We start from the raw sequence: 16258 nt of genomic DNA, 5'->3' as shown, positions 1-16258 counted from the left end.
CGCGGCACGCTAGGCGAGTCACTTCCGAGGTGCAAGCAATGGTTGATTTTAATATTTTGAAAACGACCGAAGAGGTATCTCTAGGTTCGGCTTCGTTCCGGAATCGTTCGGCGCGTCAGCAGTTCGGCACGTTCACGGCCAACCCGCCAAGGGCGGTTTCCTTGTACTTCTCGCTCATGTCGGCGCCGGTCTGGCGCATGGTCTCGATACAGGCATCCAACGGCACGAGGTGGGTGCCATTGCCGCGCAGGGCCAGGCCTGCGGCGGCGACCGCCTTGATCGCGCCCAGGCCGTTGCGTTCGATGCAGGGCACCTGCACCAGCCCGCGGACCGGGTCGCAGGTCATGCCAAGGTGATGCTCCAGCGCGATTTCGGCCGCGTTCTCGATCTGGGCGGGCGTGCCGCCCAGCACCGCCGCCAGCCCGGCCGCGGCCATGGCCGAAGCGCTGCCGACTTCTGCCTGGCACCCTGCCTCGGCGCCCGAGATCGACGCGTTGTACTTGATCAGGCCGCCGATGGCGGCTGCGGTCAGCAGGAAGTCCTCGATCCGGGCGGATGTCGCGCCTGGGATGTGGTCCAGATAGTAGCGGATCACCGCCGGCATCACGCCGGCCGCCCCGTTCGTCGGTGCCGTGACGACCTGCCCGCCGGCGGCATTTTCCTCGTTCACTGCCATGGCATAGGTGGCGATCCAGTCGTTCACGGTGTGGGGCGGGGCAAGGTTCTGGCCGCGTTCGGCCAGCAATGCCTCGTGGATCGCCTTGGCCCGGCGCGAGACGTTCAGGCCCCCCGGCAGCCGCCCATCCACGGACAGGCCGCGGTCGATGCAGTCGGCCATCACCTCCCAGATCCGGGCGGTGCCGCGGGTCATGGCATCGCGGCCGATGCGGACCGTCTCGTTCTCGCGCTTCATCTGGGCGATGGTCTTGCCCGAGGACGCGGACATTTCCAGCATCTGGGCCGCGGACTGGAAGGGGAAGGGGATCGCGGGGCCTTCTTCTGTGGCTTTGCCGGCGGCCAGCTCCTCCTCTGTCATCACGAAGCCGCCGCCGATGGAATAGTAGACCTGGCTTAGCGTCACGTCGCCCTGCGCGTCGGTGGCCATCAGCATCATGCCGTTGGCATGGCCCGGCAGCTTGCGGTCATAGTCGAAGATCAGGTCGGTTTCCGGGTCGAAGCGCAGCCTGCCCAGACCTTCGGGATGCACGTCATGATCGGCCCGGATCGAGGCCAGCGCCGCCTCGGCTTCGGCCGCGTCATAAGTTTCGGGGCGGAAGCCCGCCAGCCCCAGGATCGTCGCCCGGTCGGTGGCATGGCCCACGCCGGTAAAGGCGAGCGATCCGTGCAGCGACGCCCGCAGGCCCGAGAACCGGAAGGGCGAGGCGCGCATCAGGTCCAGGAACCGGGCCGCGGCCACCATAGGCCCCATCGTATGCGAGGAGGACGGGCCGACGCCCACCTTGAACATGTCTAGGACCGAAACGAACATGGGTTAGAGAGCCACTCCTTCGGGCGGAACAGGGTAGGCGGGGCAGGTGAAGGGCGTGGGGCCAAGCCCCTCTGCCCCTTGGGCGGCGTTGGTGGCGGGACGCGTTTCCAGCCCGGCGCAGATCGCATGCAGGGACGGAAAGACGTCCAGCCGGAACCAGCTGCGGTTCATGTCGGTGGGATAGAGCGCCAGCCAGCGCAGCAGGCAGGCGAGGTAGAACGTCAGGACTGACGGCGCATCGGCGCGGCACCACCCTGGAGCGGCGCTGGCCATGGTTTCGATCAGCGCCAGGTGCTGCGCGATCCGGCCGGTCAGCCGGGCGCGCAGGATGGGGATATCTGCGTCCGCGACATAGCGGCCAGGATAGAACAGGATCCGCATGTCGGCATGCAGTGTGTTCGACACGAAGAAGAGCCATGACAGGAAGGCGGGCCGGTCCGGACCTTTGGGGTCCGGCGCCAGCGCGCCATGGGCGTCGGCCAGATGCAGAAGGATGGCCGCGGTTTCGAAGACCGGGCCTTCGGCGCATTCCAGCGCCGGGATCTGCCCGGCCGGGTTCAGCCGCAGATGGGCCGGCGCCTTCTGGGCCTGCCGGCCGCGGTCGACCAGCACCGTTTGGTACGGCGCGCCCAGTTCCTCCAGCGCCAGACGCACGATCAACGAGGCGTTGTCGGGTGCATAATGCAGGCGATAGGGCGCGGGGGCTGGGGGTATCGGGTCCATCATAGGATCGACCCTAGCCGCCCGCCAAGGCGTTGCCGCGTTCGAAGACGACATAACGACCGGGGTGCTGCGACATTTCCGGGCGGTACAACCCTCTCGCCGCAACGGTGGCCCGCCGGTATGATGTATCGAACAGGTGTGTGGAGGCCGGACATGTTCGGAGAGCTGTCGCCCATCGACAGGGCCAAGTTCGCGGCCGCAAGCCGGGCGGCGGACCTGGTCGAGGACGGCATGCGCGTGGGTCTGGGCACCGGCAGCACGGCCGCCTGGCTGATCCATTGCCTGGGCGAACGGGTGCAGGAAGAAGGCCTGCAGTTCCAGGGGGTTCCGACCTCTCGCCAGACGGCCGCGCTGGCCGTTGCGGCGGGGATCCCGCTGACGACGCTGGACGGGCCGCGCTGGCTGGACCTGACCATCGACGGGGCCGACGAATTCGACAGGCAGATGAACCTGATCAAGGGCGGCGGCGGTGCACTCTTGCAGGAAAAAATCGTCGCCACCGCGTCGGAACGGATGGTCGTGATCGCTGATATCGCCAAGGAGGTCGACACCCTGGGCGCCTTTCCGCTGGCGGTCGAGGTCATCCCCTTCGGCCGGGCCATGACCCAGGCCCTGATCGAGGAGATCCTGGTCGGCGTCGACGTCCTGGGCCGCGAGGTCACCACGCGGATGCACGACGGTCGGCCCTACCGGACGGAAGGGGGCAATTTCATCCTGGACCTGCATCTGGGCCGGATCGGCAATGCGCGGCAGCTGGCGTTGCTGCTGAACCAGGTGCCGGGCTTGGTGGAGAACGGGCTGTTCATCGACATCTGCGACCAGGTGGTCATCGGTTTCGGCGACGGTCGCGTGGAAGTGCGCGACGTCCACAGCGGCGGGGTGGAGATCGGCCGCGTCGAGATCGCGGAGACCGGCAACCTGTTCATCGACTGACACCCGCCGCCGGCGTCCGCGTTTCCGTTTCGCCGGCGCTTTGGGCACTTGCCTGCATGGCGGCACGGAAGCCTTTCGTGCCGCTGCAAAAACCCGTTGACCCTGCCGCGCGCCTTCGTCCTTACTGTGGTCCATCGCCTGAGACCTGTCCGCAACCGCGGGCCGACGGGCCTCGATTGCGCGGGTCGCCGCGCCAGGCCGGCCGAACCGCGGAAAGCGGGCGTCTTGAACCTTTTGGCTTGGGAGAGCCCGCATGACCTTTCAGAAATCCCTTCTTGGCGCCAGCGCCGCAATTGCACTGACCGCAGGCGCCGCCCTGGCCGAACCGGCCATGATCTACGATCTGGGCGGCAAGTTCGACAAAAGCTTTAACGAAGCCGCCTTCGCCGGCGTCACCCGCTGGGTCGACGAAACCGGCGGCGAGTTTCTCGAGATCGAGCTTCAGTCCGAAGCGCAGCGCGAACAGGCGCTCCGCCGCTTCGCGGAACGCGGCGCGAACCCGATCGTGATGGCAGGCTTCGGCTTCGCCGATCCGCTCAGCCAGGTCGCGCCCGATTATCCCGACACCAAATTCGCGATTATCGACATGGTCGTCGATGCGCCGAACGTACGCTCGATCGTCTTCAACGAACACGAAGGGTCCTACCTCGTCGGTATGCTGGCTGCCGAGGCCTCGAAATCCGGGACCGTCGGCTTCATCGGCGGCATGGACGTGCCGCTGATCCGCAAGTTCGCCTGCGGCTACGCCCAGGGCGTCAAGGCCGCGAACCCGGATGCCACCATCATCGCCAACATGACCGGCACCACGCCCGCCGCCTGGAACGACCCGGTGAAGGGTTCGGAACTGACCAAGGCTCAGATCAGCCAGGGCGCCGACGTGGTCTATGCCGCGGCCGGCGGCACGGGCGTCGGTGTCCTGCAGACCGCCGCGGACGAGGACATCCTGTCGATCGGCGTCGATTCCAACCAGAACTACCTGCATCCCGGCAAGGTCCTGACCTCGATGACCAAGCGCGTCGACAATGCGGTCTACGATGTCTTCAGCCAGGGCCCGGACATGGAAACCGGGATCTTCGTCATGGGTCTTGCCAACGACGGCGTGGGCTATGCGCTGGACGAATACAATGAGGCGCTGATCACGCCGGAAATGAAGGCGGCGGTCGACGAAGCTTCGGCCGCCATCGCCGACGGCTCGCTGAAGGTGCATGACTACACCTCCGACGACAGCTGCCCGGATCTGCAGTTCTGATGCAGGACCGATCCGGTCCCCCAACTACACAGCGGCCGGGCGTTAGCCCGGCCCGCACCGCGCAGGCGCCGAAGGCGGCTGCGCGGGACATGTCGTCGGCGCAGCCGGCTATTGAATTAATAGGAATTTCCAAGGCCTTCGGCCCGGTGCAGGCGAACAGGGACATATCGATCCGGGTCGCTCCCGGAACGATCCACGGTATCATTGGCGAAAACGGCGCCGGAAAATCGACGCTGATGTCGATCCTTTATGGCTTTTACCGCGCCGACAGGGGCGAGATCTTCATCAACGGCCGGAAGACCGACATCAGCGACAGCCAGGCCGCCATCGCCGCCGGCATCGGCATGGTCTTCCAGCACTTCAAGCTGGTGGAGAATTTCACCGTTCTCGAAAACGTCATCCTGGGCGCAGAGGATGGCGCGCTGCTGCGGCCGTCGCTGGCCAAGGCACGCAAGGAACTGGCAGCGCTGTCGTCCGAATACGGTCTGGACGTGGATCCCGACGCCGTGATCGAACGGATCGGCGTGGGCTTCCAGCAGCGGGTCGAGATCCTGAAGGCGCTCTATCGCAGGGCCGATATCCTGATCCTGGACGAACCCACGGGGGTGTTGACCCCGGCCGAGGCCGACCAGCTGTTCCGCATCCTTCACCGCCTGAAGGAGGAGGGGAAGACGATCATCCTGATCACCCACAAGCTGCGCGAGATCATGGAGGCGACCGACACCGTTTCGGTCATGCGCCGGGGCGAGATGGTGGCGACCCGCAAGACCGCCGAGACCGGACCGGAGGAGTTGGCCGAGCTGATGGTCGGCCGCAAGGTCCTGCTGCGCGTCGACAAGACCCCGGCCCGGCCGGGGGCCGAGGTGCTGGCGATCCACGACCTGAAGGTCACGGACCCGGCCGGCGTCCTGCGTCTGAAGGGCATCGACCTGACCCTGCGCGCGGGCGAGATCCTGGGCCTGGCTGGCGTTGCCGGCAACGGGCAGTCGGAACTTCTGGAAGTACTGGGCGGCATGTTGCCCGCCCTGGGCACCGTCACCGGGTCGATCCGGATGCAGGGCAGGGACCTGGCGCTGACGGGTGCTGCCGGCGACGGCAAGGCCCGCCGCGCCGCCCAAATTGGCCACGTCCCCGAGGACCGCCAGCGCGCGGGCCTGGTCATGGATTTCTTCGCCTGGGAGAACATCGCCTTCGGCTACCATGCCGATACGGCCTACCAGCGCTCGGGTCTCTTCATGGACAATGGCGCACTGCGGCGCGAGGCCGCCGACAAGATGGACCGCTACGATGTCCGCCCGCCTGATCCCTGGCTCAAGGCCAAGAATTTCTCGGGCGGTAACCAGCAGAAGATCGTTCTGGCGCGGGAAATCGAACGCAAACCCGCGCTGCTGCTGGTCGGCCAGCCCACCCGCGGGGTGGACATCGGCGCCATCGAGTTCATCCACAAGGAAATCGTGGCCCTGAGAGATGCCGGTGCGGCGATCCTGCTGGTCAGCGTGGAATTGGACGAGATCCTGTCGCTCTCGGACCGGATCGCGGTGATGTTCGACGGACGGATCATGGGCGAACGCCTGCCCGACGAAACCGATGAAAAAGAGCTGGGCCTGCTGATGGCCGGCATGGACGCACGCGCCAGCGGGGAGGCCGCGTAAACATGGAAAAGATGCCCGCCTGGGCCGACGTCATCCTGATTCCGCTGATCAGCCTTGTCCTTGCGGCCTTCATCTCGGCCCTTGTCATTCTCTTCATCGGTCAAAGTCCGGCCGAGGCGCTGAAGCTCATGGTCACGGGCGCGCTGGGGTCGACCTATGGCTGGGGTTACACGCTCTATTATGCCACCAACTTCATCTTCACCGGCCTCGCGGTGACGGTGGCGTTCCATGCACGGCTCTTCAATATCGGCGGCGAGGGACAGGCGATGCTCGGGGGGCTGGGTGTGGCCATTGCCTGTCTTTACGTGCCCTGGCCGCACTGGAGCATCGCGCTTGTCGCCGCGTCGATCAGCGGCGCGGTATTCGGGGCGGCCTGGGCCGCGATCCCCGCCTGGCTGCAGGCCAAGCGCGGCAGCCATATCGTGATTACCACGATCATGTTCAACTTCATCGCCTCGGCGGTGCTGAATTACGTGCTGGTCAACGTGATGCGCCCCAAGGGCTCGATGGACCCGGCGACCGAGCGCTTTTCCCAGACCATCCACCTGCCGACACTGCACGAGATCCTTCTGCCCTTCGGCATTCCGTTCTCGAAGGCGCCGCCCGCCAATATCAGCTTCATCGTTGCCATCCTGGCCTGCCTGGCCGTCTGGGCGCTGATCTGGCGCACGCGGCTTGGCTACGAGATCCGGGCCTATGGCCATACCGAGACCGGCGCCGTCTATGCCGGGATTTCGCCGGTGAAGATCACCGTGATCACGATGCTGATCTCGGGCGGGCTTGCGGGCCTCATGGGCATCAACAACGTGATGGGCGAGGCCGAACGGCTGGTCCTGAACGCGACCGAGGGCGCGGGCTTTATCGGGATCGCCGTGGCCCTGATGGGCCGCGGTCATCCGGCGGGCGTGTTCCTGGCCGCGATCCTCTTCGGCTTCCTCTACCAGGGCGGAACCGAACTGGCGCTCTGGACCTCGATCCCGCGTGAGCTGATCGTGGTGATCCAGGCGCTGGTGATCCTCTTTACCGGGGCGCTCGACAACATGGTGCGGACGCCCCTGCAACAGATCTTCATGGCCCTGCGCCGGAAGGAGAGCTGAGATGTTCGCCCACAACCTTCCGGGCATCCTTGCCGCCTATTCGATCCTGCTGGTGGCGGTCCTGTCGCCGGGTCCTGCGGTTGCGATGCTCTTGGGCATCGGCCTGTCGCGCGGGCGCGGGTCGGCCGTTCTGACCGCCTTCGGCATCGCGGCCGGGTCTTCGACCATCGGTGCACTGACCTTTGCCGGCATGGGGGTCCTGATGCAGGAGGCCGCCTGGGCCGTTACTGTCCTGCGGCTGATCGGATCCGCCTACCTAGCCTGGCTGGCCTGGGGCGCCTTCCGCAAGGCCATTCACCCGCCCCGGATCGAACCCATGGCGATGCCGCCGCTGGCGCCGCTGCGGGCCTTCGTCACCGGCTATCTTCTGCAGATCACCAATCCCAAGGCCGTGGTCTTCTGGATCGCCATCGCTTCGGTCGGCGCGACGGAAGGGGCGCCGCTGGCCGTTACCGCACTGTTCCTGGCGGGGGCCGGACTGATGTCGCTGGCGGGCCACATGAGCTATGCGATCCTTCTGTCCTCGCAGCCGATCCGTGCGGTCTATGCAAGGGCCCGGCGGCGGATTGAGGCGGTGCTGGGCGTCTGCTTCACCTTCTTCGCCGTGAAACTGGCCCTGTCGCGGAGCTGAGGCATGGATTTCGACGTTCTTCTTCAGGTCCTCGATTCTACCGTCCGCCTGGCCACGCCCCTGCTGCTGGCCTGTCTGGCGGGGCTCTACTCAGAACGCGCGGGCATCTTCGACATCGGCCTGGAGGGCAAGATGCTGGCCGCGGCCTTCCTGTCGGCGGCGGTGGCCTATGTCTCCGGCAATGTCTGGCTGGGGCTGCTGGCGGGGATCGGTGCCTCGCTGGCGCTGGCGGCGCTGCACGGGCTGGCGTCGATCACCTTCCGGGGCGATCAACTGATTTCAGGCGTGGCGATCAACTTCCTGGCCTCGGGCCTGACGGGGCTGATCGCGCAGGACTGGTTCCGGCAGGGCGGGCGCACGCCGTCCCTGCCGAACGAGGCGCGGTTTACCGGGCTCGACCTGCCATTCGTCCAGACGCTGGAGCCGGTCCCCGTGATCGGTCCGATCTATGCGGAACTGATCTCGGGCCATTCGATCCTGGTCTACCTGGCCTTCCTGGCGGTTCCGGCGACGTGGTGGATCCTGTACCGGACCCGCTTCGGCCTGCGCCTGCGGGCCGTGGGCGAGAACCCGGCAGCGGTCGATACGGCCGGTATCTCGGTCGTGGGCCTGCGGTTTGCGGCGGTGGCGATCTGTGGCGTGCTGTGCGGTGTGGCGGGGGCCTACATGGCCACTGCGCTGCAGGCAGGTTTCGTGCGCGAGATGACGGCGGGCCGTGGCTATATCGCGCTGGCGGCGCTGATCTTCGCGAAGTGGCGGCCGTGGTATGCCCTTTGGGCCTGTCTGCTGTTCGGCCTGCTTCAGGCCGTGGCGCTGCGGTATCAGAACATCAACCTGGGCGGAGTCGTCATCCCGGTGCAGGTAATGGACGCGCTGCCCTATGTCCTGACCGTGGTGATCCTGGCCGGTTTCGTCGGCAAGGCCATCCCGCCGCGGGCAGGGGGCGAGCCCTACGTGAAGGAACGATAGGGGCTTCTGCGGCCGCGCCAGTTGCGGACTGCGCCGGGCCTGTTCGCGCCTTGGCGTGAGGATTGACGATCATGCAAGAAGGGGAAGGCCGCCCTCTGCGGAAACGGCGGGGGCGGGCCGGTCGCTGCCCGGCCTATGGCCGGGTGGGCCCTTTGCCGCGATGGGAGAGTGCGAAGGGCTGGTCGTCAGAGCGCCCGAGTCATCACCAGCGCATCCACGCGGCTGCCATCCGACCTGTGATAATATCCCTTGCGCCGCCCGGCCTCGGCATAGGCGCAGGCGGCATAGAGCGCACGTGCAGCATCGTTGTCCGCCGCGACCTCCAGAAAGGCCTGAGTGGCACCCCGGGCCATGGCCAAGGCCTGCCATTCGTCCATCAATGTCCGGGCCAGCCCCTGCCGTTGCAGGGCGGGGTCGGTGGCGATGGTCAGAAGCTCTGCCTCGCCCGCGATGACGCGGGCCAGTACAAAGGCGCGGTCGTCGCCGGCAGCGAAGGTGCCGGGGCCGTCGAGAAGGTCGGCGAACTCGGCCTCGGTCCAGGGGCGGGACCGGGTGAACGCCGCCGCATGCAGCCGGGCCATGGCGGCGGGGGTCATCCGTCGATCAGAACGGGGGGCACGTCGCTGGACGGTGCCGCATCTGCCGGCCGCAGGTAAAGCGGGGCGGGGGGCGTGCCCGTCTGGCCCAGCGCAAGTTTCGCCGCGGCGATGCGGGCGATGATCTCGGCCCCGCCGTCGGATGGAACGGTGCCATCGGTGCCGGTGAACACGCCCTGTCCGGTGGCGGTCAGCGCTTTCGCGATCTCTGTCGCATGGGCGCCGCGAATCCGGTCTGCGGAGGGGGCAGGGATGTCGGACCAGGCGGCATATCCGTTTGCGCCGGGCTCCGGCGTGCCGGCTGGCCGGCCGCTGGTGAAGAACTGGGTATAAAGGCCCGCGCGCTGCGATTGCAGGACGACCAGTTCCGGGTCCGTGTCGCGGGGGCTGTCGGGACCGCGCAGCACCTCGAACAGGCTGACGCTGATGGCGGGAATGCCCAGGCCCATGGCCAGCCCGCGCGCGGCCGAGACGGAAATGCGGACGCCGGTGAAGTTGCCGGGCCCCACGCCCACGCCGATGGCGTCGAGATCCACCCAGGTCAGGCCGTGGATCGCCATCAGCTCGTCCAGGAGCGGCATCAGCCGTTCGGCCTGGCCGCGGGTCATTGGTTCGTGCACCCGGGCGCGAATTTCGCCACGGTCAAGCAAAGCGGCCGCGCAATGCGCGGCCGATGTGTCGAAAGCCAGGATCGTCGAACGGTCAGGCAAGGACGGGTCGGACCTCTGTCACTTCGGGGATGTAGTGACGCAGCAGGTTCTCGATCCCCATCTTCAGCGTCAGCGTGGACGAGGGGCAGCCGGCACACGCGCCCTGCATGTGCAGGTACACGACGCCGCGGTCAAAGCCGTGAAAGGTGATGTCGCCGCCGTCCTGCGCCACGGCAGGCCGCACACGGGTGTCCAGCAGTTCCTTGATCTGGCCCACGATTTCCGTGTCCTCGCCGCTGTGGGCGGCATGTCCGGAGGCGGCGGTAGGCGCCTCGCCCTCCAGCACCGGGGCGCCGGACTGGTAGTGCTCCATCACCGCGCCCAGAATGGCGGGCTTGATGTGATCCCAGTCGACGCTGTCGGCCTTGGTCACGGTCACGAAGTCGTTGCCGAAGAACACGCCGGTCACGCCCGAGACATCGAAGATGCGGGACGCCAGCGGCGATTTGCCGGCGGTTTCGGCAGAGGGGAAGTCGGCGGTGCCGGCGTCGAGAACCGTCTGGCCTGGCAGGAATTTCAGCGTGGCCGGATTCGGAGTCGCTTCCGTCTGGATGAACATCAGGGCATCTCCCACATGGTTTACGCCGATATGCGGGCTGGGGGCGGCCAAGTCAAGATTTAGAACGGTTTTAAGATGGCGCCGTCTGTGGTTTCGCGGCACCGGACGGGGCAGGGAAGGCGTTTCCCAAATGCCTTGTCACAGACCACTCGGCCCGTGCCCAAGCCGCTTTCAAAGCGGCTTTGCGCCAGTGGAGACCCGAAGGATTGTCCTGACCTCAGGTAATCTCTTCCAGCTTTTCCTTGGACAGGTTGCCGGGGACGATCGTGATCGGGATCGGCAGGTCACCGGCGGACCGCGACAGCTGTGCCACCAGTGGGCCCGGGCCCTTGCCTTCGGCCCCGGCGCCCAGGACCAGGACGCCGATCATCGGATCGGCCTCGACTTGGGCCAGGATCTGGTCCACCGCCTCGCCTTCGCGGATCACCAGTTCGGGGTCGACGTTCTGACGGTCCCGCATCCACTTTGCGAAGACCTCGAAATGAACCTCGATCCGTTCGCGCGCCTCGGCCCGCATCAGATCGGCCACGCCGATCCAGTGGTTGAATTCGTCCGGCGGGATCACCGACAGGATCGTCACGCCGCCGCCGGTCTTTGCGGCCCGCATGGCGGCAAACCGCATCGCGTTCAGACATTCGCGGCTGTCATCGAGCACGACCAGGAATTTTCGCATTGCGCCCTCCCGCTGCCGACAGTCACCGCCGGCCCGCGACGGGCGGGCCCGGACGGACTGCCGGGAACCCGATCATGACAAGAGTGGCGGGCAAAGACAATCGGCCCTGCTGCGTCCCCGTTGCCGGAGGCGCCACCGGGCCTTCGCGTCGGTCAGCGCTGCGACGCGGCCCAGTCCCAGTACATCTCGCGTACGCGGGCGGTGACGGGGCCTGCCTGATAGGAAATGTCGTCGAAGGCCGTGACCGGGGTCACCTTGGACATGTTGCCAGACAGGAAGATTTCGTCCGCGGCCTCGAAATCCTCGTATTTCAGGACGGTCTCGTGCACCTTCATGCCTTCGGCGCGCATGTTGGTCATGTGGCGCGTGCGGGTGATGCCGGCCAGGAAGGTGCCGTTGGCGATGGGGGTGAAGACCTCGCCGTCCTTGACCATGAAGACATTGGCAGAGGCGGTTTCCGCCACGTTGCCGGTGGCATCGGTGACCAGCGCATTGCCGAACCCCTTGCGGCGGGCTTCCGCCAGCATCCGGGCATTGTTGGGGTAGAGGCAGCCGGCCTTGGCATTGACCACGTTGTCGGCCAGCACCGGGCGGCGGAACGAGGTCCGCGTCAGGGTCGAGCTGGCCGCGGCGGGGGCCATCGGGATCTCTTCCAGGACGATGGCGAAGCCGGTTTCCGACGCGTCGGGCACCAGGGCGGTGTCATCCCCGTCGATGCCCCAGTAGATCGGCCGGATATAGACCGCGGCACCGGCGGGATAGCTCTCCAGGCCTTCCTTCACGATCTCGACCATGCGGGCCGCGTCTTCCGTTGGGGTCAGCATCAATGCCTCGGCAGACCGGTTCAGACGGGCGCAGTGCAGGTCCAGGTCCGGGGTCATGCCATCGAACAGTCGTGCCCCGTCAAAAACCGTGGAGCCGAGCCACGTGCCATGATCGGCTGCCCGCATGATCGCCGGATTGCCGTCATGCCAGGTGCCTTCGAAATAGGTCCGGATATTTGTGCCAACTGCCATGTTTCGCCCTGTCGATTGTGTTCGCGCGGGGCCAGCCTATCGGCCGGGGCCCGGACGGTCCAGCTTGGTTCCGCGCCGCGGCGTGACAGTTCCGCGACGGGATGTGCCGCGCCCGTTCTTTGCACGGGACAGCCCACCCCCCTGTCGGATCACGTAGGATCGTGCCGCCCACCCACGGTGCTCCCGCGGCGGGAGACACTGTCCGCCCCATGCGCAGGGCGGACGCCAGCCGGCGGTGTGCCGGCCGGTCAGACGACCGGGGGCACCATGCCGACGATGTCGTAGGTCTTTTTCAGGATCGGCGCCGTGATCTCGCGCGCGCGTTCTGCGCCACGGGACAGGATGCGGTCGATTTCGGCCTGGTCGTTCATCAGACGCGCCATCTCGGTCGAAATGGGCGACAGCCTTGCGACCGCCAGGTCCGCCAGCGCCGGCTTGAAGGCGCCGAACTGCTGGCCGGCATATTCCGCCACCACCGCTTCGGCCGTCATGTCGGCCAGGGCTGCGTAAATGTTGACCAGGTTCCGCGCTTCGGGCCGGTCGGCCAGGCCATCCAGCGTCTCGGGCAGGGGGTCTGGGTCGGTCTTGGCCTTGCGGATCTTCTGCGCAATGGCATCGGCATCGTCGGTCAGGTTGATGCGGCTCATGTCCGAGGGGTCGGATTTCGACATCTTCTTGGACCCGTCCCGCAGCGACATGACACGGGTGGCCGCACCTTCGATCACCGGCTCGGTGATGGGGAAGAAATCGACGCCATAGTCATGGTTGAACTTGATCGCCACGTCGCGGGTCAGTTCCAGATGCTGTTTCTGATCCTCGCCCACCGGCACATGGGTGGCGTGATAGATCAGGATGTCGGCCGCCATCAGCGCCGGGTAGGCAAACAGGCCCAGCGAGACATTCTGGGTATTCTTGCCGGCCTTGTCCTTGAACTGGGTCATCCGCTGCATCCAGCCCATGCGGGCGACGCAGTTGAAGATCCAGGCCAGCTGGGCGTGTTCGGGGACCTGGCTCTGGTTGATCAGGATCGACTGTTCCGGGTCGATCCCCGAGGCAATGAAGCCCGCGCAAAGTTCGCGGGTATTCTTCCGCAGGTCGGCCGGGTTCTGCCAGACCGTGATCGCGTGCAGGTCGACCATGCAATAGACGGTCTGGTAGGCCTCGCCCTGCATTTCGGCAAAGCGCTTCAGCGCGCCCAGGTAGTTGCCAAGGGTCAGACCGCCCGAAGGCTGGATGCCGGAAAACACGCGCGGCGTGAAGTTGGCATTGGGCCTGGTTGCGGGCTTGATTGCGGAATTGGCGTCGGGATTGGCAGCGGTGTCGGTCATGTCGGGTCCGGATGCTTTGCGGGTCAAGGTGGCGGAACCGGTCTGGCGCTCTGGCCAATCGGGCGCGCTTCGCTTACCCATGCCGGCGGTGGGCGTCAAGCGATGCAGGCGGGGCGGCCCTTTGTGCGCAGGCATTGGGAGTGCAAGGATGCATAACGACCACGACCACGATCCGGGCCCGGCCGTGATGCCGCTGCCGCCCGCGGTGGCGGCGCTGTTCATCGTGCTGATCGGGATCGAGGGCGCGTTCTTCCTGGGCAGCCAGGGCCTGATCGGCGGACCCGCTGCCATCGGCTGGCGGCTGATGTCGGTGCAGCGCTTCGGCTTTTCCGGCGACATCCTGTGGTGGATGATCGACACGGGCCGCTGGCCGGTCGAGCACCTGATCCGCTTTGTCACCTATCCCTTCGTGTCCGCGGCCTTCAGCCAGGCGCTGTTGGCCGGCGTGATGTTCCTGGCCATGGGCAAGATGGTGGCCGAGGCCTTCGGCAGCGTGAAGATGCTGGCGATCTTCGTCGTTTCCGGCGCGGTGGGCGCGCTGGCCTATGGGCTGCTGTCGGGGGATTCCTACCCGCTGCTGGGGGCCTTTCCGCCGGTCTACGGCCTGATCGGCGGGTTTACCTACCTGCTGTGGCGGTCGCTGGCCTCGGTTGGTGCGAACCAGACGCGGGCCTTCACGCTGATCGCGATGCTGATGGGCGTGCAGCTGCTGTTCGGCCTGTTCTTCGAGATCGGGAACGGCTGGATTGCCGACCTGGCGGCCTTTGCCACCGGTTTTGCCATGTCCGTGATACTGGCGCCGGGCGGCTGGCGCGCCTTCGTCGCGCGGATCCGGCGGGACTAGGGTCCTGACCCCAGGCCTAGGCGTCGGGCGCGTCGCGGGCGAAGCAATCGCGCCCTCGACAGGAATGGCGGCTCAAGCCTGCGGTCTCTGCTGACCCGCACCGGGCGCGATCCGGTGCGTGCGGGCTGTGGCTGGCGGTTCAAGCGTCTGGACGGGATCAGTGACCGCGGCGCATGGCCGAACGGATTTCCGACAGGCGCAGGGCATTGGTCACATGGGCGGCGACGAAATAGGTGACGATGCCAAGCGCCACCAGCCCTGCCAGCGCCAGATAGCGCCAGCCCCCCATGACCAGCGCCGGGCCCAGTAGCCAGGCGCCGGCCACCAGCACCACGGCCATGATCGCCGACGACAGGCAGATGCGCCAGATCCGGCGGCGGAAACGGTCGTCGATCTGCGCGACCTCGCCCATCGGGCGGCTGCCGCGCATCAGAAGCCAGACCATGACCCAGGCCGAGATGGTCGAGGCGATGACCGCCGCGACCCAGCCGATCAGCAGGCTGCCGGCGATGGCGATCACCGCGTTCACGACCATGGCGACGACCGCATAGCGGAACGGCGTCTTGGTGTCCTGACGGGCGAAGAACAGGGGCTGAAAGACCTTTTGCAGCACGAAGGCCGGAAGGCCCAGACCGTACAGCGCCACCGCCAGTGCCGTGGCCTGCGTATCTTCCGCCGTGAAGGATCCGCGCTGATAGAGGACCGAGACCAGCGCCGTCGGCATCGCCACCAGCGCCGCCGCGGCGGGCAGGGTCAGCGCCAGAGAGATCTCGTTCGCGCGGTTGAAGGTCCAGCGGGCGCCGCCATCGTCCTTCGCCGCCAGACGGCGCGACAGGTCCGGCAGCAGCACGACGGCCACCGCGATCCCCACGACGCCCAGGGGAAGCTGGTAAAGCCGGTCGGCATAGCCGATCCAGGCGATGGCCCCGTCGCTGAAGGACGCGACCTGCCGGCCGACCAGCAGGTTGATCTGCAGCACGCCGCCCGCCAGCATCGCGGGCGCCGCGACCTTGGCCAGGTGGATCAGGTCGGGCGTGATCTTCGGGAAATGCACACGGATCCGGAAGCCGGCCCTGGCCGCTGCGAACCAGACCAGCGCCAGCTGTCCGACACCGCCCACCAGAACGCCCCAGGACAGAAGCGTGCCGGTATTGGCGCGGGCCAGATCCTCGCCCGCCAGCGATCCAAAGGCCAGGTCCTGCGGAAAGGCGCCGAGCTGCGCCAGGAACAGCGTCGCGACAAGGATCACGTTCAGCAGCACCGGTGCGGCCGCTGCGGCGGCAAAGCGGCCGATCGTGTTCAGGACCCCCGAACACAGCGCCGCCAGCGAGATGAAGAGGATGTAGCCGAAGGAAATCCGGCCATAAAGCACCGTCAGGTCGAAGCGGTCGTCGCCCAGAAAGCCCGAGGCCATGGCGAAGACCAGCGCCGGCATGAAGACCGAGGCCACCAGCGTGAACAGGATCAGGATCGACCCCAGTGCCGAGAACGCGTCGGAGGCGAAGCGGACCGGGTCGGTGCCCTTTTCGACCTTTTCCGAAAAGATCGGCACGAACGCGGTGTTGAAGGCGCCTTCTGCGAAGAAGCGGCGGAACATGTTGGGCAGCGAGAAGGCGATCCAGAACGCCTCGGCAACCGGGCCCGCGCCCAGGACCGATGCGATCATAACGTCGCGGGCAAAGCCCAGAACCCGGCTGGCCATGGTCCAGCCGCCCACGGTGAAAAAGCCCCTGATCAGGCGTATCGGTTTCAAGTCTGTGCCCTATCTGGCGGAACGCCTGGCGAAGGT

At 66.7% G+C, this 16258-nt stretch carries 16 protein-coding genes; 7 read left to right on the top strand and 9 right to left on the bottom strand.

Annotated elements, in window-relative coordinates; translation table 11 throughout:
• Positions 1-115 precede the first annotated feature (115 nt).
• Complete coding sequence (locus FQK05_RS16090; RefSeq protein ID WP_158968672.1) at positions 116-1489, bottom strand: L-serine ammonia-lyase; 1374 nt, start codon at positions 1487-1489, stop codon at positions 116-118.
• Positions 1490-1492: 3 nt separating this feature from the next.
• Positions 1493-2212 (bottom strand): glutathione S-transferase family protein, encoded by a 720-nt coding sequence (locus FQK05_RS16085; RefSeq protein WP_158969239.1) that lies wholly within the window; start codon positions 2210-2212, stop codon positions 1493-1495.
• Positions 2213-2365: 153 nt separating this feature from the next.
• On the opposite strand from FQK05_RS16085, the gene rpiA reads away from it, so the two are divergent.
• From rpiA to FQK05_RS16055, 6 genes are all read left to right on the top strand, one after another.
• Positions 2366-3145: a ribose-5-phosphate isomerase RpiA gene (rpiA, locus tag FQK05_RS16080; protein ID WP_158968670.1), complete on the top strand. Its 780-nt coding sequence runs from the start codon at positions 2366-2368 to the stop codon at positions 3143-3145.
• Positions 3146-3398: 253 nt separating this feature from the next.
• Entirely contained in the window at positions 3399-4394 is a 996-nt protein-coding gene (locus FQK05_RS16075) for a BMP family lipoprotein (protein ID WP_158968668.1), read from the top strand.
• A gap of 89 nt (positions 4395-4483) precedes the next feature.
• Positions 4484-6046 carry an ABC transporter ATP-binding protein gene (locus FQK05_RS16070; protein ID WP_158968666.1) on the top strand — a complete coding sequence of 521 codons (1563 nt, stop codon included), beginning with the start codon at positions 4484-4486 and terminating at the stop codon, positions 6044-6046.
• 2 nt (positions 6047-6048) lie between these two features.
• Positions 6049-7143: an ABC transporter permease gene (locus tag FQK05_RS16065; protein WP_158968664.1), complete on the top strand. Its 1095-nt coding sequence runs from the start codon at positions 6049-6051 to the stop codon at positions 7141-7143.
• A gap of 1 nt (position 7144) precedes the next feature.
• Positions 7145-7774, top strand: coding sequence for a LysE family translocator (locus FQK05_RS16060; RefSeq protein ID WP_158968662.1), 630 nt, complete (start codon positions 7145-7147; stop codon positions 7772-7774).
• A gap of 3 nt (positions 7775-7777) precedes the next feature.
• Positions 7778-8743, top strand: coding sequence for an ABC transporter permease (locus FQK05_RS16055; protein WP_158968660.1), 966 nt, complete (start codon positions 7778-7780; stop codon positions 8741-8743).
• 185 nt (positions 8744-8928) lie between these two features.
• Here FQK05_RS16055 and FQK05_RS16050 read toward each other — a convergent pair whose 3' ends face one another.
• The 6 genes from FQK05_RS16050 to trpS all read right to left on the bottom strand — a co-directional run bounded on the left by FQK05_RS16050 (position 8929) and on the right by trpS (position 13625).
• Complete coding sequence (locus tag FQK05_RS16050) at positions 8929-9339, bottom strand: GNAT family N-acetyltransferase (protein ID WP_233270541.1); 411 nt, start codon at positions 9337-9339, stop codon at positions 8929-8931.
• A complete protein-coding gene (gene tsaB, locus FQK05_RS16045; RefSeq protein WP_158968656.1) occupies positions 9336-10049 on the bottom strand; it encodes a tRNA (adenosine(37)-N6)-threonylcarbamoyltransferase complex dimerization subunit type 1 TsaB in 714 nt (237 codons plus the stop codon). The genes FQK05_RS16050 and tsaB overlap by 4 nt, the downstream gene beginning before the upstream one ends.
• Positions 10042-10608 (bottom strand): NifU family protein, encoded by a 567-nt coding sequence (locus FQK05_RS16040; protein WP_158968654.1) that lies wholly within the window; start codon positions 10606-10608, stop codon positions 10042-10044. The genes tsaB and FQK05_RS16040 overlap by 8 nt, the downstream gene beginning before the upstream one ends.
• A 217-nt stretch (positions 10609-10825) precedes the next feature.
• Entirely contained in the window at positions 10826-11281 is a 456-nt protein-coding gene (locus tag FQK05_RS16035; RefSeq protein WP_158968652.1) for a universal stress protein, read from the bottom strand.
• A gap of 152 nt (positions 11282-11433) precedes the next feature.
• The gene (locus FQK05_RS16030; RefSeq protein ID WP_158968650.1) at positions 11434-12297 is read right to left on the bottom strand and encodes a branched-chain amino acid aminotransferase; all 864 of its coding nucleotides are present in this window, start codon (positions 12295-12297) and stop codon (positions 11434-11436) included.
• Positions 12298-12545: 248 nt separating this feature from the next.
• Positions 12546-13625 (bottom strand): tryptophan--tRNA ligase, encoded by a 1080-nt coding sequence (gene trpS, locus FQK05_RS16025; RefSeq protein ID WP_158968648.1) that lies wholly within the window; start codon positions 13623-13625, stop codon positions 12546-12548.
• A 148-nt stretch (positions 13626-13773) separates the two neighbouring features.
• Between trpS and FQK05_RS16020 the strand changes: the two genes are divergently transcribed.
• Entirely contained in the window at positions 13774-14469 is a 696-nt protein-coding gene (locus tag FQK05_RS16020) for a rhomboid family intramembrane serine protease (RefSeq protein ID WP_158968646.1), read from the top strand.
• 157 nt (positions 14470-14626) lie between these two features.
• Here the strand turns inward: FQK05_RS16020 and murJ are convergent, their stop codons facing one another.
• Entirely contained in the window at positions 14627-16222 is a 1596-nt protein-coding gene (gene murJ, locus FQK05_RS16015; RefSeq protein ID WP_158968644.1) for a murein biosynthesis integral membrane protein MurJ, read from the bottom strand.
• Between the last annotated feature and the right edge of the window lie 36 nt (positions 16223-16258).

It is taken from the genome of Chachezhania sediminis (genome assembly GCF_009765275.1).
Lineage (GTDB): Bacteria > Pseudomonadota > Alphaproteobacteria > Rhodobacterales > Rhodobacteraceae > Chachezhania > Chachezhania sediminis.
This window is presented reverse-complemented; position numbering and strand designations above follow the sequence as displayed.

Excerpts from the sequence above, each read along its gene's own strand:
- FQK05_RS16090 (WP_158968672.1), bottom strand. The coding sequence starts at position 1,489 with ATGTTCGTTTCGGTCCTAGACATGTTCAAGGTGGGCGTCGGCCCGTCC.
- FQK05_RS16085 (WP_158969239.1), bottom strand. The coding sequence starts at position 2,212 with ATGGACCCGATACCCCCAGCCCCCGCGCCCTATCGCCTGCATTATGCA.
- rpiA (WP_158968670.1), top strand. The coding sequence starts at position 2,366 with ATGTTCGGAGAGCTGTCGCCCATCGACAGGGCCAAGTTCGCGGCCGCA.
- FQK05_RS16075 (WP_158968668.1), top strand. The coding sequence starts at position 3,399 with ATGACCTTTCAGAAATCCCTTCTTGGCGCCAGCGCCGCAATTGCACTG.
- FQK05_RS16070 (WP_158968666.1), top strand. The coding sequence starts at position 4,484 with ATGTCGTCGGCGCAGCCGGCTATTGAATTAATAGGAATTTCCAAGGCC.
- FQK05_RS16065 (WP_158968664.1), top strand. The coding sequence starts at position 6,049 with ATGGAAAAGATGCCCGCCTGGGCCGACGTCATCCTGATTCCGCTGATC.
- FQK05_RS16060 (WP_158968662.1), top strand. The coding sequence starts at position 7,145 with ATGTTCGCCCACAACCTTCCGGGCATCCTTGCCGCCTATTCGATCCTG.
- FQK05_RS16055 (WP_158968660.1), top strand. The coding sequence starts at position 7,778 with ATGGATTTCGACGTTCTTCTTCAGGTCCTCGATTCTACCGTCCGCCTG.
- FQK05_RS16050 (WP_233270541.1), bottom strand. The coding sequence starts at position 9,339 with ATGACCCCCGCCGCCATGGCCCGGCTGCATGCGGCGGCGTTCACCCGG.
- FQK05_RS16040 (WP_158968654.1), bottom strand. The coding sequence starts at position 10,608 with ATGTTCATCCAGACGGAAGCGACTCCGAATCCGGCCACGCTGAAATTC.
- FQK05_RS16035 (WP_158968652.1), bottom strand. The coding sequence starts at position 11,281 with ATGCGAAAATTCCTGGTCGTGCTCGATGACAGCCGCGAATGTCTGAAC.
- FQK05_RS16030 (WP_158968650.1), bottom strand. The coding sequence starts at position 12,297 with ATGGCAGTTGGCACAAATATCCGGACCTATTTCGAAGGCACCTGGCAT.
- trpS (WP_158968648.1), bottom strand. The coding sequence starts at position 13,625 with ATGACCGACACCGCTGCCAATCCCGACGCCAATTCCGCAATCAAGCCC.
- FQK05_RS16020 (WP_158968646.1), top strand. The coding sequence starts at position 13,774 with ATGCATAACGACCACGACCACGATCCGGGCCCGGCCGTGATGCCGCTG.